Source organism: Paenibacillus sp. FSL W7-1088 (assembly GCF_037969855.1).
In the GTDB taxonomy this organism is placed as follows: Bacteria; Bacillota; Bacilli; order Paenibacillales; family Paenibacillaceae; genus Paenibacillus.
This window is the reverse complement of the sequence record NZ_CP150216.1, coordinates 158,790-175,036: the sequence shown is the minus strand read 5'-3', so window position 1 is coordinate 175,036 and position 16,247 is coordinate 158,790. Positions and strand designations below refer to the sequence as shown.

The 16,247-nt window shown below is 48.2% G+C and carries 13 protein-coding genes; all 13 read right to left on the bottom strand.

Annotated features, from left to right (window positions below; all coding sequences use genetic code 11):
• Window positions 1-152 precede the first annotated feature (152 nt).
• The 13 genes from trxB to hisA all read right to left on the bottom strand — a co-directional run bounded on the left by trxB (window position 153) and on the right by hisA (window position 16,090).
• Window positions 153-1,112, bottom strand: a complete 960-nt coding sequence (gene trxB / locus MKY42_RS00850; RefSeq protein WP_090904977.1) for a thioredoxin-disulfide reductase — start codon at window positions 1,110-1,112, stop codon at window positions 153-155.
• Window positions 1,113-1,282: 170 nt separating this feature from the next.
• Window positions 1,283-3,016: a tetratricopeptide repeat protein gene (locus tag MKY42_RS00845; protein WP_339848039.1), complete on the bottom strand. Its 1,734-nt coding sequence runs from the start codon at window positions 3,014-3,016 to the stop codon at window positions 1,283-1,285.
• Between the two features lie 191 nt (window positions 3,017-3,207).
• Window positions 3,208-4,959, bottom strand: a complete 1,752-nt coding sequence (locus MKY42_RS00840) for a hypothetical protein (RefSeq protein WP_339848037.1) — start codon at window positions 4,957-4,959, stop codon at window positions 3,208-3,210.
• Window positions 4,931-5,107: a hypothetical protein gene (locus MKY42_RS00835; RefSeq protein ID WP_339848034.1), complete on the bottom strand. Its 177-nt coding sequence runs from the start codon at window positions 5,105-5,107 to the stop codon at window positions 4,931-4,933. Before MKY42_RS00835 ends, MKY42_RS00840 begins: the two co-directional genes overlap by 29 nt.
• 52 nt (window positions 5,108-5,159) lie before the next feature.
• Entirely contained in the window at window positions 5,160-6,032 is an 873-nt protein-coding gene (locus MKY42_RS00830; protein ID WP_090904974.1) for a carbohydrate ABC transporter permease, read from the bottom strand.
• Window positions 6,033-6,102: 70 nt separating this feature from the next.
• A complete protein-coding gene (locus tag MKY42_RS00825) occupies window positions 6,103-7,002 on the bottom strand; it encodes an ABC transporter permease subunit (RefSeq protein ID WP_090904972.1) in 900 nt (299 codons plus the stop codon).
• 134 nt (window positions 7,003-7,136) lie between these two features.
• Window positions 7,137-8,726, bottom strand: a complete 1,590-nt coding sequence (locus MKY42_RS00820; protein WP_090904970.1) for an extracellular solute-binding protein — start codon at window positions 8,724-8,726, stop codon at window positions 7,137-7,139.
• A 447-nt stretch (window positions 8,727-9,173) separates the two neighbouring features.
• Window positions 9,174-11,426, bottom strand: a complete 2,253-nt coding sequence (locus tag MKY42_RS00815) for a helix-turn-helix domain-containing protein (RefSeq protein ID WP_339848031.1) — start codon at window positions 11,424-11,426, stop codon at window positions 9,174-9,176.
• 295 nt (window positions 11,427-11,721) lie between these two features.
• Window positions 11,722-12,669, bottom strand: a complete 948-nt coding sequence (locus MKY42_RS00810; RefSeq protein ID WP_090904967.1) for a ribose-phosphate pyrophosphokinase — start codon at window positions 12,667-12,669, stop codon at window positions 11,722-11,724.
• A gap of 136 nt (window positions 12,670-12,805) precedes the next feature.
• A complete protein-coding gene (gene hisJ, locus MKY42_RS00805; RefSeq protein WP_090904965.1) occupies window positions 12,806-13,630 on the bottom strand; it encodes a histidinol-phosphatase HisJ in 825 nt (274 codons plus the stop codon).
• Between the two features lie 11 nt (window positions 13,631-13,641).
• The gene (gene hisIE, locus MKY42_RS00800) at window positions 13,642-14,370 is read right to left on the bottom strand and encodes a bifunctional phosphoribosyl-AMP cyclohydrolase/phosphoribosyl-ATP diphosphatase HisIE (protein WP_179262202.1); all 729 of its coding nucleotides are present in this window, start codon (window positions 14,368-14,370) and stop codon (window positions 13,642-13,644) included.
• Window positions 14,363-15,124 carry an imidazole glycerol phosphate synthase subunit HisF gene (gene hisF, locus MKY42_RS00795; protein WP_079344982.1) on the bottom strand — a complete coding sequence of 254 codons (762 nt, stop codon included), beginning with the start codon at window positions 15,122-15,124 and terminating at the stop codon, window positions 14,363-14,365. Before hisF ends, hisIE begins: the two co-directional genes overlap by 8 nt.
• A gap of 231 nt (window positions 15,125-15,355) precedes the next feature.
• Window positions 15,356-16,090 carry a 1-(5-phosphoribosyl)-5-[(5-phosphoribosylamino)methylideneamino]imidazole-4-carboxamide isomerase gene (gene hisA / locus MKY42_RS00790; RefSeq protein ID WP_179262204.1) on the bottom strand — a complete coding sequence of 245 codons (735 nt, stop codon included), beginning with the start codon at window positions 16,088-16,090 and terminating at the stop codon, window positions 15,356-15,358.
• Between the last annotated feature and the right edge of the window lie 157 nt (window positions 16,091-16,247).

Below are 16,247 nucleotides of genomic sequence, written 5' to 3'. Positions count from 1 at the left end.
AAGTCTTCACCTCACAGCTAATATGCCCATTATGTATACGATCTCATGCCCACTTTGGTTTCAAAAAAAGAGAAGCCTTCCGGCTTCTCACATCATGAGACTTCCCGTTGTCTCTTATACTTAATTTATGCCAAAACATACCCTTTTCATGCTTACTTATCCAGTGTTTCGCTCCAGTCATGCACAATACTGCCTTCAAGGAATTTCTCGCAGTCCATTGCGGCCATACATCCTGAACCTGCTGCTGTAATGGCTTGACGATACTTCGTATCCTGAACGTCACCACAGGCGAATACACCTGGAATGTTGGTCTCGGTTGTACCCGGTTTAACGACAACATAACCGTGCTCATCCAAAGTAATCTGGTTGCCCAGGAACCCCGTATTCGGTGTGTGTCCAATGGCAATGAATACCCCATCCGCCTGAAGCAACTCTTCCTGTCCGGTCTCGTTATTGCGGACCTTAAGTCCTTTGACGCCAAGAGCCTCAGGCACAACTTCGAGCGGTGTACGGTTCAAGGCCCATTTCACCTTCTCGTTGCTGCGAGCCCGATCCTGCATAATTTTCGATGCACGTAATTCGTCCCGGCGGTGAACCAAGGTAACGTCTGTTGCAAAACGGGTCAGGAAGCTGGCTTCCTCCATCGCGGAGTCTCCACCGCCAACAACGACGATCTTTTTACCACGGAAAAAGAATCCGTCACAGGTGGCACATGTACTTACTCCACGTCCCACATTTTCCTGCTCTCCCGGAATGCCGAGATAACGGGCCGAAGCACCGGTAGAAATAATGATCGATTCGGCTTCCAGTTCACCGATGCCTCCAACTTTAACCTTGAAGGGCGGTTTGCTGAAATCCACTTCTTCCACCCAGCCATTTTTGAACTCAGCTCCAAAACGCTCCGCTTGCTTGCGCATATTGTCCATCAGTTCCGGACCCATAATACCTTGCGGAAAACCAGGGAAATTCTCAACTTCCGTTGTTGTCGTCAATTGACCACCCGGCTGAAGACCTTCGATTACCAGTGGGTTTAGATTAGCACGAGCCAGATATATCGCTGCTGTCAGACCCGCAGGTCCGGTACCGATCACAATCGTTCTGTATTTAGACATATAGATACAGCCTCCTTAATAAGGTTGAGAGTGTGTTGAGTGGCGATTAACTTGCTATGATGATATCCTACAGGCATGTCGAGACCTATCGTTAAGTTTACCCGTTTTCCAGGCCTATGTATCCTTCACGCAATGAAGTCTATCCCCAAGCGAGAAATTTCAAGGAACATTTACTGGATCGGTGGGTTGGAATTGCACACTTTATTAATTTGCCGTGCATATTTGCTGACTGTGGCAGCTGATATGCCATACCGTTCGGCTATGCTTTGGTAGGTCACTGGACGACTGTGAATTTTGGCAGCCAGATATTCCAATCCTGCAGCCAAGCCTTCAATTTGTTTCGCGCCAGGCACCTCCGGGTGTACGCGAGATACATAGTCGGTCCACAGCCGCTCCATTTCTTGCTGCAATTCGGCTTTGGCTTCAGACATCTGTAACGCCCGGTCCACGACCGCCTGCCAATGCGATGAAGGCTTCGTCTCCGCTTGTTCCGTCATCGACTCCATCTTCGGAATGGTGCGATTGCTCAATGCAGTTAGCGGCCGCAGAACAGAAGATTCATCCTGCTCAGCTCCTTCTGCATCCAGACCGTTTAATACGGAACGAGCGGCTTCCACCAGATCCTGATCTTCACCAGGTTCCTGGATGAAGGATTGCAGTGCCTGCTGCACCTCATAATCACCGATCATACCAAGAGCATGAATGACCTGGAGCTTGGTTGCCCGATCCCCATGTCGCAACGCCCAGAAGAAAGAGGAACGGATCAAGGGATCATTTTTCATCTCCTCAGGTATGCCGTTGCCATAGTTCTCCCATTGTCTGAATTGCTCGTCAAATGGCAGATGATAGTGATAGCTTAGTTTCTCCGGATCTTTCTCTCCCTGTCTCACAGCCTCAAGACCCGACAGATAGTACCGGGATACTTCCGAACCTGGGTCCAGCTTGCCCACATGGCGCCACAGACGTTCAGCGGAATCGTAACGTTCGGTATTATAAGCGGCGACTGCCGCATAATGTGCAAGAGCCGGATCAGCAGCGGTCTCTTCATCCTTCAACAGGCGACGGAAATGTACATAAGCCGTATCATGTTGTCCCAGGATACCCATCGTGGTAGCCAGTTTGTAGACCTGTTCGTGCTGGAAAGGCACGATAACACGCAATTTTTTGATCAGAAGCAGCACTTGGTCGACTCGATTCTCGTTCTGGTGAAAGATCGCCAGATTACACAGTGCATGCAAATTACCTGGCTCCTGCTCCAGTACCTCGGCAATCGTCTCTTTCGCTTTGGGAAACAGCCCCATATAATAATAGGCAAGCGCCAAATTGTTGCGAGCAGCCAAATAATCAGGATAATCAGGTGACATACCTTCCAGCAGCTCAGCCGCCTGTGCAAACTTCCCTTGTTCCAACAATTCTCGCGCCTGATCGTGTTCAACGACACCCTTACGTGATTTGATCCGGTTCAGTTTGGCTGGTCGATCCAGCTCGTAGTACAGAAGCTCCATCATCTCTTCGGCTTCCGTCATAAACTGCCCCTGGGTATCCTCCTCCAAATACGTAACAAGCGCTTGCTCAGCTTCTTCAAACCGATCCATATTCGCATAATTGTTCGCCATGTAGAAATAACATTCCGTCATGGACGGATCTACCACGTCGAGCACATGTGCAAGAACGGCATTGGAAGCCTCGTAATCCCCCTTCTCTGATAATATACCCGCCATATTACAATGATTCACCGGATTTTCCGGTTCATATTCAACAGCTTTACGAAAATATTTTAATGCCTTGTCGACGTGATTACGGTCCAGCGAGCGGACAGCTCTCTCAAAAAAGAAAGAAGCATCCAAGTGAATCGGTATTACATTGGCAAGGTGTCCCTCAGCCCGCAGTAGCTTGCCCTTCATCTTCCAAGGCACCTCCTCTTTGCTTTCATTCATACTCTCCAGTATACCACATCTTAAGGCCCACTTCTCAATATGTAGTTTCATGTCGTTTATGCCAAAAATGCGCAAAAAAGATGACACCCCCTCATCCCTTTCGAATGAAATGTCATCTTTTGCTTCTTGTACTCTTTCCTATAAAGAGATTCACAGAATTAAAGCTTCAAGGCCATGGATGGCGAAAGAGAGATATTAACCGTCTTGTGAAAAGGAGTCATAAAGTTAACCAGCACAACCTTACACTTATCAGGCAACCTCGCCTCACGTACGGTTGCCGCCAAATGTCCTACCTCTCCACCAGTCAGCTCAATCCAGTCATCTCCACAGGAATAACGCAATGTGCCGCTCTTCCACAGATAATGGCCTTCATCCGTCTCAAGCAATTCCCCATGGGAAAGCTCGCCCTCGCTTCCGAACACGAAAGACAGCTGCACCATAATCTGTTCCGGCTGCTCTCCTGCCAGTTTCAGTGTCCAGCCATTTTCCGTTCGTAGTACTTCCGTCTGTACATGGAATGTCTGCTCATGGGTGAGCGATCGACTCTGATGAGGCAATAAATACCACGGACTGATGGCTGTTCTCGCCGTTTCAGGCAGTTGGCTATCCGGGATCGGACCGTAATAGCCTTTCTTCTGTTCGCCCGTCAGACAGTAACCTGCTGGCAATCGGGACATGTGCTGCATCGGCACATATCCTGGATTGAAATAGGAGGCCAACTGAACGGCCAGCAGACGTACGGCACCATGACGAAGGGCAAAGAAGGAAGGCACCTCCGTCATTACAGTCGCACTTGTATTACCGGAACGAATTCGTGCTACAGGTGCGCCGAAGTCCGTATGCAACCGGCTGTGCGAGATGTGTCCATGATGACCTGCCGAATCCACTCGCTGTAAATAGTCCTCCCGCACAAATCGTTCATTCAGTATGATCTCGTACCGCTCAGGCAGCTGATCGCGTGCTTTACGTGCCTGCTGAAGCTCCGGCTCCAGCAGCAGTCGGACGAGCGCATTGACCGAGCAGACGCCGGGATCTGTTAACATTTCTCCCGCCCAATCGGCCATGCCGGCAAAGATCGGATCACCGTCTAACCGGGCCATAATGGCATACGGCAAGTAATACGGTGATAAATCATGCACGCTCCCCAGATCCTGGCGACCTGAGTAATCCGTAACCACCTCACCTGTTGGATGTACAAGATACACCATCATACGAAGATTGAGTCTCACCGGGTCCAGCAATTCGGGACGGTTCAACAGGCGTGCCGCATGAATCAGCATGATGTCGCTAACCGCGCTGTAGATTCCGTTGCTTCGTTCAGTCCACTCCCCATCAGGCGTAATATCCATACCTTCAGCCAGCCATTGCTCTGCACGCTGCACAGCTTCCTCCAGGTCAAACAATTGATGCAGGAAACCGAGCGCCGCGCATAGCACCCAGCGATGATTCGGCGTATGACAGCCTCCAGTCAGCAAGACCGGAACAGTTCGTTCCAGAAACAGGCGCATATTATTCAGCACAGATTGCAGTGGCTCCCAATCCTGCTGCTGAAGAAGCTGATATAACTGGGCATATCCCACGACGAGAAATGCAGTATCCGGCGGAGAATGGGAATTGGTCCAACCGGGGGAGATTGAGCCGTCTCCATGCTGATTACGGAGTACGTACTCCGATGCAAGCTGCAGACGATTTAACAGATCTTCATCCCGGTAAAAGATCGAATCCGGATTTGCGATTGCCGCTCCCCAGTAACACATATCCGTAGGTGTTCCGGTCGTGTGGTTAACCCAGGCAATACCTGTAGAGGGATCAATCGTTCCTCCATAATAACGGCTATCCGGGTCAAGCACCTGCCGGGATATGCCTCTTTGCACCGCTTTGTCATTGCTGTCCACCAGTTGCCTGTACATGTGTATTCCCTCCAAACGAATGCATTTGCCGTGTGCCACGATCTGCGGTTTCCCTTCCTGATTCGGCCGGAATACAAGCAGATCCTTTAACATGGCAGTTCATCTTGCCGACAGTAAATACAGGTTTCTTATCGTAGATAGTCGCCATAAAATTTTCGATCTGTTGACTCCCTAATCACGTAAGCCCTATGCCCCTTACGTCAACCCTTGACCGCCCCAAGCATGGCACCGCTAACAAAATATTTTTGCAGCCATGGGTAGACAAGCAGGATCGGTACGGTTGCGAAGATAACAGTGGCAGCCTTGAGACTTTCCGGAGTTAAAGGTGTACGGTTCGCCCCCTCCATCTGTGTAAGCTCGCTAACCATGTTATTCTGTACCATTTGGAAGAGCTTCAGCTGTAGTGGGTACAGCTTCGGATCATTGATGTACATCAGGGAGTCCTGAAAGCCATTCCAGCGTCCAACTGCATAGAAAAGAGCCAAAGTAGCCAGCACAGGCATGGATAAGGGCAAGATGATTTTAAAGAGCGTATGAATATGTGAGCTACCATCAATCTCTGCCGATTCCTCCAGACTTTCCGGTATACCCCTGAAGAACGATATCAGGATAATCAGGTTAAACGGACTTACGAGACCCGGCAGAATCAGTGCCCAAACCGAATTGAGCAAGTGCAGGTCACGAATGAGCAAGTACTCGGGAATGATCCCGCCGCTGAAAAACATCGTAATGATGATCACATACATGAAGAGCTTGCGACCTTTCAATTTTTTCTTGGTCAACGGATAAGCCGCAGCGAGCGTGAATAGCATACACAGCACTGTAGTGGCGATCGTAAGAACAGTTGTATAACCCAGTGAATAGATCATCGACTGATCAGAGAACACCTGAATATACGCATCCCAATTGAACTCTTTGGGGAATATGGTCACTTCACCTGATGTAATTGCCCGGTTTGAGCTGAACGATATCGCAATCGTGTGCAGAAATGGAGCCAGACAGAATATAACAAACAGGGTGATAAAGGAGATATTAACGATATCAAAAATCCGGTTCGAAGTGCGTTCACTCATCTGCGCACAACTCCTTTACTGATGGTCTATACAAATAAGCCGATTGGCGTATCTTTCATTCTTTAAATATCTACAAAATACCTTCACCGGTTGCCTTCTTCGAAATATAATTGGAGCCGAGTACGAAGATCAGTCCCACAACGGCCTGGAACAATCCAACAACAGTTGCGAGCGTGTACTGTCCTGATTCAAGACCAACCCTGTATACAAAGGTACTAAGTACATCCGAATATTCACGAACGGCCGTGTTACCGATAATATAAGGACGATCAAAACCGATGCTGACCATATGTCCGAGATTAAGAATAAGCAAGGTGACAATAGTTGGTTTGATACTTGGCAGCGTAATATGCCAGATTCTCTTCAGCCGCGTTGCGCCATCAATCTCCGCCGCCTCAAACAATTCCCTGTTCACGCCGGTTAATGCGGCCAGATATAAAATGGTTCCCCACCCTGCACTTTGCCAGACACCTGTGAACAGATACGTAACAAGCCAAGGATTTTTCTCTGTCAAAAATGGGATCGGATTTAAGCCTATGCTCTCCAGTACTCCGTTAACCATACCGGATTGATTGCCGAACAATTGGTATACAATCCCCCCGATGATGACCCACGAGATAAAGTGAGGAATGTACAGAATCGTCTGCGATATTTTTTTGAACCACTTAAATCGAACTTCATAGAGCATAATGGCGAGTATGATTGGAGCAGGGAACGAAACGATCAGATCAAGAAAATTCAGCATAAAGGTATTGCGTAATGTGGTGTAGAAGTCTCGCATCCCAAATACCTCACGAAACGCATCGAAACCGATCCACTCACTGCCGCTGATACCCTGAAACAGGTTGAAGTCTTTAAAGGCGATCTGCACACCGTACATCGGTCCATAACGAAAAATCAAAAAGTAAATGAGGGGCAAGGAAATCAGTGCGTACAATTGCCAATACCTTTTCAAGTATGTGAAGGTCATGTCGGTTTCCTCCTATCAACAAAGAAACGGCAGTGCCGCCAAGCCGGCGGCACAGGTTTCTTTCAAAGTTAAGCAGTCGTATGGGTTATCTGTCTCAAATCATGAAAGAATAAGATGGTTTAATTTGCAGTGAGTTACTTTAAGGCTTCTTCAAGCTCTTTCTTCAGCTCTGTGCCGCCCAGGGACATAAAATCATTCATTTCCCGTTCATATACCGCGTCGAATTCTTCAGGCTTCGCCATCGCGGTTTTAACAATGATGACGTTCAGCTTGTCTTTGAGCGCTGTACTGTACTTCATCTCCGCCTCAATCGGTTTGTCAAAGATGATAGGTCCTACCGTGTCCGTGTTGGCGATATCAATCGATTGTTTTAACAAATCCTGGTTGTTTTGCGGAAAGCCCAGAATCCATGCTTTTTCATTCGTTGCCTGATCGCCAATATTTTTACCGTTCGAGATAATCGCTGTATCCCCTGCGTTGAACAAACGATCCTTCGCTTCCTGGGAAGCATCTTCCTTCACAACCGGAATGCCATCTACCAGATCATAGTTCTCCCCTTCCACACCGCTGTAGATATCGATCAGGTTGTTGCCGGAGGCCATCCAGTCCAAATATTTAATGGCTTCCACAGAACGTTTGCTGCTCTTCGGAATCATAATATACATGCCGTTTGTTCCGTAGCGGGACTTGATGTGTTTGTTATCTGCATTCGGATTCGTGTATACATCAACCGGCAGTACTTCGCTGCCGTCCACATTTTTGCGCAAATTATCCAGTGTACCGTCTCCGTAGAACATGGCATCGACATCTTCAGACCAATAACCTACGTTGCCATTCTGTATGTCCTTACCTAACTGTGTTTTATCTTCATCCAAACTGAAGTCTTTGCTGATCAGTCCTTCATTGTAGAGCTTGTTCAGGAATTTCATCGAATCTTTGAATCCTTCATGCAAAGGCAATTCATAACGTTGACCATAAGTCAGATCTCCACTTACCGGCTTGATAAACGAATAAATCAGTGTCTCGAACTGAGCCGGTGCAAGTGCCATACCCATTGGGATGTTTTTGCTGCCAAGTCCGCCAGGATCCTTCTCTTTAAAGGCTTTTAAAGTGGTATAAAGTTCATCTGTGGTTTTTGGCACCGGCAATCCCAGCTTATCAAGCCAATCCTGACGAATATAAGAGCTATATCTACCTGTAATTGCACGTTTACCCGGTACGGCGAACTGTTGCCCTTCCACTTGCCCGAATTTCAATGTATCTTCACCCAGGAACTTCTTCAGGTTTGGTCCATACTGATCAATCAGTTCACCAACATCCGTCAGTCCGCCCTGCTGGGCATAGCGGTAAAACACGCTGGAGTCATAGACAAAGACAATATCGGGGACATCTGTATTGCTCGCCATCAAGACATTCAGTTTGGTGACTTCCTCTGAACGCTGAACGGGTACAAACTGCACATCAATGTTATTGGGGTCGCCGAACTTCTCCTGAATCATTTTAGATAGATAGTTGTTCGTGATGGTGTACGGCGAAGGGCTGTTACCACGATCGAATATCTCCACCTTTAAGGTAACGCGCTCACCACTGCCTGATGTGCCACCTTCTGCTGATTCTTGATCTGATGCAGACGAGCACCCCGCAAGCAGTGAAACGCCCATTACCATCGTAAGCGCCAGACCCATCCATTTCTTGAGACTCCCTTTGGTTGCTTTTCTTGTCATTTTGTCATCCCCTTTGGCTATGCGTGAATGTTTAAAGCTTGCCCAGAGTATTCCACATCTTTGCGCACCCTTGCAATAAACTCGTTTCGTAAACGCTTACATATGGATAATAGTTTATCTCCTGTGACGATTTTCGCAGACTGACTATATTCTTCGCTACTCTGTTAATGCCCACGGTGCCTGCAGTCGTCGTCACTCAAGCGCTCCCCTCTCCGGTTCAACTGTAATCAGATACAATAAACCATTTTCATATACTGCCTATATTCGTAAAAGGGCCTAAAATGGGCCTAAACCAGGGGGTTCTTGCATAAGCACAGGCCTCCAGCCGGAATTTGAGGTTATACCCACAGCAAAAAGGTGGACTTCTACACGTCTTCTCCTGAGAGAAGTCCGTATGAATTCCACCCCTATTGCTTGCCATATTGTAATCGCATATTAAGTCTGTGCTTACGACTCGGGATCGTGATGTTCACGTTTCATACGGCGATAGTCTCCTGGTGTAATACCCTCAACCCGTTTGAATACACGTCCCAAGGTAATTCCATTGGCATACCCCACCTTCAAGGCAATGTCCTGTATGGAAAGATCCGTACTCCGCAGAAGACGCTCCGTTTCCTTCATCCGCAATTCGGTAAGGAAGTCTACAAACTTCATATTGAACTCTGTCTTGAACAAATAACTCGCATGTTTGCCGGTAATCTGGAATCGATCGCTCAGATGCTTCAGTGAAAGATCAGGATTCGCAAACTGTTCTTCGATATAGTTTTTCATTTCATTGACCATCGCTTTATAGCTCTTGGTTTCAGTTACAGACACATAAGTTCTGAACAGGTCCGTCAGGTCATCAAAAAGAATGTCTTTGACACCCTCAAGTGTCTCCGCTTCTTTCATCAGCATCAACCACTTGTTTATGTTTTCCTCCGATAATTTCTCCTGCAGCTGTTCAGACATGACCGCTACTTCCCGGCTGAGCATCTGTAGCATCGCCTGAATCAAGGAGTGAATCTCATCATCTGGCAGCTTATCGCGTTCAAAAGCAGCGAAGATCTCCTCCAGCTGATCACGCCATTGACTGCTCGACATCCGAAACCTTTTAACAAAATCAGCGATCATTTGCAAATACGTATAGGTATCAAGCAGCTGCTGCTGGGTATCTCCATACCCGGCCAGAGCCACATCACCGTCCCTCAGCAATCTGCGGTGCATCACAGTCTCAGCCGCCGCGTATGATTCACGAATGGCCTTGATGCCCTCTGCAATCGGTCCGATTCCGAAACTCAATGATATACGCAGATTCTGCTCAACCCAGGATCGGCATTCCTCCGCAACTAAGCGAATCTGCTCAGTCATATCCGGGCTGCCGTCTGTGGACAGGAAAAGGATTGCAATCTGATCCGAGCTGACCCATTCCGTCCAGCATTGCATGCCCGCATTGCGTGAGAGCTCCTGCAGCACATTCATTAACGCAAATTTGAGCGTATTCTGCTCACCTCTCGTAAAGCGTTCCTGGAATCCCTTCTCGTATCGGTTGATTTCACCAACCACAACGGCGAAGCATGACGAAGTATCCACACCAGTTAACGGGGAAAGGTCTTTTAGTCGCTCTACTGCATGATCCAAATTCTCTCCATTCAGTAGATCGTTAAAAAGTTTGCTGCGTTGCAGAAGCACATTTTCCCTGCTTTTTTTGTCCGAATCCATCATGTGGTTGATCAGGTTCTCCAACACGCCATCAATCAATTTCATCTCATCGGTCCGAGATCCGGATTGTTCCAGCACCCGAATCTGATGGGCCTCAATCCGATTCATGATAATCTGAATGGGTTTATAGTTGCGGCGAGTGATGTAGATAATATAGACGATTGCACAAATGACGGTAACAACCGCAATAATCACCCATACATAGGAAACCACCGAGACCCAACCATATAAGTTCCCCTTCTTGATCCCACTGGAGATCGTCCAACCCAATCTTTCCAGCGAAAGGGTGTTCAGCTCTTGTCCTTCTAAAGCACCTTCACGATCTGAATGCGCATCGTAAACAACCTGACCGTCACGGTCAAGAATACTCATGAAAGAAAGCTGTCCATTAACCATACTATCAATGCTCTGCTCGATGCTGCTCATCTTGATATTAATGACAAGCACCCCATCGGAGCCGAATGGCAAGGGCATGTCCTTATTCACCGTCAACACCCGAATAGGCGTACGCTGATTAACTCCTGCATCGTATTCCCTTACAGGCTGCCAGCCTGAAGTAAGGGAACCGGACTCGATCCGGTCGATCCACGCCTTGTCTGAAAAGCTGTCTACATCCTTGGAGCCGCTCGAGGTTAAAACGCTTTCATTTTTCTTGTCATACAAATAAATCGATTGGATCCAAGGGTTGGAACTCGTCAGCTCACGCAAGCTTTGTGCAATGCTATACACGGTCTCTTTGCCTACCTGGTTCTGGCTATTAAAATAATACTTATAGGCCTGCTCACTCTGCACCGCTTCCATCACCGACAGCTCAATATCCCGGATCGTCCGGTCCAGACTGTCCACCAAATAGCTGGAGGAGATACGGTCTGCTTTCCTTGTTTCTTCCCTGGAGATGTCATTAATGAAAACAAAAGCGATAAAAATGAGTACGGTCATGGTAAGAAAGAAAATAGGAAAATAAGAAAACAGTAAACGATAATACCAAGTCCGGGACAATAGACCCCACTCCTCACTCCACGACACCGCTGTATAGTAGCCGTGGTTCTACTGTTCTTCACATCAGTTACATCTCTGGGATTGGAATCCCCATACACGCAGCTACTAAATCAATTTTAAGTTATTATAGCACAAGCCTCCAGGTAGCAAGACAGGAATCGATTTTCTCCTTCTCCTTAACTCCTCGCATTTCTACCCTAATCCATTATCATAAAAAAACAAAAACCGTGCTGAGCAGCAAACTACTCAAACACGGTACCGTAAACCTGGATTCGCGCAAGTCTGTACAGTATGATTAAATCCCTGAATCCTTGAACAACGTCGCCATAGACCCGCCATCCACAATAATGCGTATAGCACGAGCAAGCATTGGAGCTACAGGCAACACTTTGAAGCATTCGGGATGATCATCCGGCAGTGCGATGGAGTCTGTAACCACCACCTCGGCTATAGACGGGTGGTTGAGCTTACTTAGCGCTCCGTCCGAGAATAGACCATGTGTTGCGCATACATATACGTTTTTGGAGCCTCGCTCCTTCAACCCTTCAACAACATTGAGAATTGTCGTTCCGGTATCGATCAGATCCTCAATAATAATCGGGGTCCGACCCTCAACATCCCCAATAACGTGTGTGATGATGGATTCGTTGTGGCTTGGACGCTTTTTGATCATAATGGCAAAAGGAGAATCCAGACGATTCGCCAGTTTCTCCGCCATGGATGCTCGTCCCGCATCAGGGGAGACAACCACCGGATTTTCAATCCCTTTACTCAGCAAATAATCACTAATAAGGTCCAATGATGTCATGTGGTCGACTGGAATATTGAAGAATCCCTGAATTGCTGCTGCATGCAGATCAATGGTTACTACCCGGTTCGCTCCGGCCGTAGTTAACACATCCGCAACCATCTTGGCCGAAATCGGCTCACGCGGAGCAGACTTGCGTTCCTGACGGGCATATCCGTAGTAAGGAACAATAATATTTACCGTACGGGCAGAAGCCCTTTTGGCTGCATCAATCATGACGAGCAGTTCAACGAACAACTCATTGATTGGATGAGATAATGATTGAACCAGAAACACATCACAGTTGCGGATCGTCTCTTCGTAGTGAACGTATATTTCTCCGCTCTTGAACCGGGACAGTTTGATCTTGCCTAGTTGTACACCCAGCTTGTCGCATACCTGTTCTGCCAGCTTAGGGTTCGATGAACCGGAAAAAATACGTAACGAATGCTGCATAATGCCCTCCCGAGGGTTGAAGTCCCAATATAATCCTTTATCAGTCTAAAAGTGAATGTTCAAAAAAAACGATTTTCAGTACCTTTTGAACTACCTCTAAAAAGGTTATTTCCTACCCTCATTATACTCCACTGCCTTATACATTTAAAGAAAGGAACGAGCGCTGTCGGCCTTCAAAAACGGCTACCTCCGTACAGCCCAGCTCACGCAGGAGCGCCTCGGCCTCAGGCAGATAATCGCCCAGCTTCAGCGGATCATGTGCATCGGAGCCAAGGGTCAGCGGAATCCCCAATTGAATGGCCTCCATTAACATCCGGCGACCAGGGAACATCTCTGCACATGGCTTCGATAATCCTGATGCATTGAGCTCCATGGCACAGCCACTTTTCGCGATAGCTTGCAGCGCTGCATTCTCCAGAGCTATACGCTCTTCAGTCTGCTCTGGTGCCGGAGTGAAGCCAAAGCGCTTGATTACATCCGTGTGACCCATAATATCGTACATTCCCGTCGCTGCTGCTTTGCTCACAGCATCATAGTACTGACGATAAACTTCCAATACGTCTTTCCCTTCCCAATGATGGGTCTGGCGAAAATCCGTAATGTCCCATTCCCCGAGGAAATGAACTGATCCAATCACATAGTCCCATGGGTACCGCTCAATAATGGCCCGGATTTCCGTCTCCCAGCCTTCAATATAGTCGCCTTCAAGGCCGACACGTACATCGATCTGACCACGGTAGCGCTCCTTCAGAGAGAAACACTCTTCCACGTAACGCGGCAGCTCGTCCATCGGCATGGCCATCTCAGGATAATATTGAGCGGGGTCTACATGCAGCAAGGGCATGTGATCCGACAGCCCGATCTGCGACAGGCCAATCTCTACCCCACGCTGCACATAAGCCTCCAGCTTGCCAACCGCATGACCACACCGCTCATGGTGTGTATGATAGTCTATAAGCACAGGCTCGCCTCCTAATCGCGGCGAGGCCGCTCGTGGCGACGGCTCAACTCTGACATGATGTCATCCAGCGGCAGCTTGCGCTCTTGCAACAGAACGAGCAAGTGGTACATCAGGTCACTGACCTCAAGACGAAGCTCGTCATTGTCTTTATTTTTGGCGGCGATAATCGTCTCGGACGCTTCTTCACCGATTTTTTTCAGAATTTTATCAACGCCTTTATCGAACAGGTACGTCGTATATGCGCCTTCCGGACGCTCGCGTTCACGCTCTGCAATGACTGATTCCAGTTCAGCCAGTACTTCAAAACGACTTTCGGAGCTAGCACTTGAAGTCGCTGCACTAGAATCACTTGAGGTCTGGTCAGCCGATTGTTCTGGCAAGCCCACGATTTCATTATGGAAACACGTCACCGCTCCGGTGTGGCAAGCAGGACCATTCGGTTTTACCTCAACCAATAAGGTATCGCCGTCACAATCGTACTTCACGGAAGTGATTGTCTGTACATTACCTGAAGTTGCACCCTTGTGCCACAGCTCTTGACGCGAGCGCGACCAAAACCACGTTTCACCGGATTCCAGTGACAATTTCAGCGATTCCCGATTCATATAAGCCATCATCAGAACTTGACGCGTCTTTGCATCCTGCACAATGGCAGGTACCAAACCATCGCTCCAGCGAATGTGTTCTACAACCTGCTCCAAGGATAACTGCTCCTTGATCTCATTGCTTACGTTAGTCACGGATCTCCACCCCTTGCTCTCTCAAATGTTGTTTTAACGCCGGAACGGCGATTTCTTTGTAATGGAATATCGTTGCTGCTAGACCTGCGTCCGCTTTGCCTGTCGTGAACACATCATAGAAATGGGATTCCTTGCCCGCACCGCCTGAGGCAATGACCGGAATACGTACCGATTCGGATACCGCTGCGGTCAGCTTCAGATCGAATCCGTCCTTCGTTCCGTCCGCATCCATGCTTGTCAGCAGAATTTCACCAGCGCCTAAGGTCTCCGCCTGTTTAACCCACTCCAGCGCCTTAATCCCTGAAGGTTTACGTCCACCATGCGTATACACTTCCCATTCGCCCCATGCCTCATTATACTTGGCGTCAATTGCAACAACGATACACTGGGAGCCAAAGCGGCGTGCCCCGTCTGCAATCAGCTGAGGATTAAGCACAGCCGCTGTATTTACCGCAATCTTGTCCGCTCCTGCACGCAGAATGCGCTTCATGTCTTCCACCTTGGAGATCCCTCCACCTACGGTAAAAGGAATGGCGATCTCGCCTGCGGTTTGCCGCACCACTTCTTCCATCGTTTCGCGGCCTTCCACAGAAGCGGAGATATCGAGAAACACCAGTTCGTCCGCACCCTCGCGGTCATACAGCGCCGCCAGCTCCACCGGATCACCCGCATCGCGGAGATTGACGAAGTTAACGCCTTTGACAACCCGGCCGTCCTTTACGTCCAGACAAGGAATGATTCTTTTTGCCAGCATGCTCCTCTTCCTCTCTATCCGATTATCGCATACCTGTATAAGTTCAACTATAGAACATTCACACTAGTCACTCCGATGACAGAACAGCCTTACGATCGCTGTTATCCCCAGATTTCTCGATCCGCTTAAAGGGAAAATTCGGGGATAAAGGTGAACGTTTCATTTCCTCAGGTTATTTCTATCCTCTCTGTTATCGTGCAAATGTTTATTTGAGCTTATATAGTACCGCTATTATTTATTAACCGCGTTCACCGCTTCGGACAGATCAATACTGCCAGTATACAGTGCTTTTCCTACGATTGCTCCTCCAACACCATCTTCCGCATGCTTGCTTAAACGAAGCAGGTCATCCATAACACTTACGCCCCCGGAAGCAATCACTGTACGGCCACTTGCCTTCGCAAGAGACACGATCGCTTCCACGTTAGGACCCTGCATCATGCCATCACGGGAGATGTCTGTGAAGATGAAGGTTTGGGCACCGAATGCCGCCAGTTCCTTCGCCAGTACCTCGGCCTGAACTTCCGATGTCTCCAGCCATCCACGTGTCGCCACATAGCCGTTGCGTGCATCGATACCAATAGCTACTTTGTCTCCATACCGTCCCAGTACTTCTTCTGTAAAAGCGCGATCTTCAATCGCAGCTGTTCCGATAATCAGACGACTCACACCGAGACCCAGCAAACGCTCTACATCAGCCACTGTGCGAAGACCTCCACCGACCTGAACAGGCACGTTCACGGCCGAAGCAATGCGCCCAATAAGCTCATCATTCACGGGATGACCTGCTTTTGCACCATCCAGATCCACCAGATGAACGTATGTACCACCTTGCTTTTCCCAGGAAAGAGCAACCTGAACCGGGTCATCGTTATATACCGTCTCCTGATTGTAATCTCCTTGCACCAGTCTTACACATTTGCCGTCCCGGATATCAATTGCCGGATATATGATAAAAGATGACATACAAGGCCTCCTGAATATATTCATATTTGTCTCTATATAAATTGAAACTAAAGAATATTTACACTTGCCACTCCGATGACAGAACAACCTTCCGATCGCTGTTATCCCCAGATTTATTTTGAATCCCTTATTTAAAGGGGAAAAATCCGGGGATAAA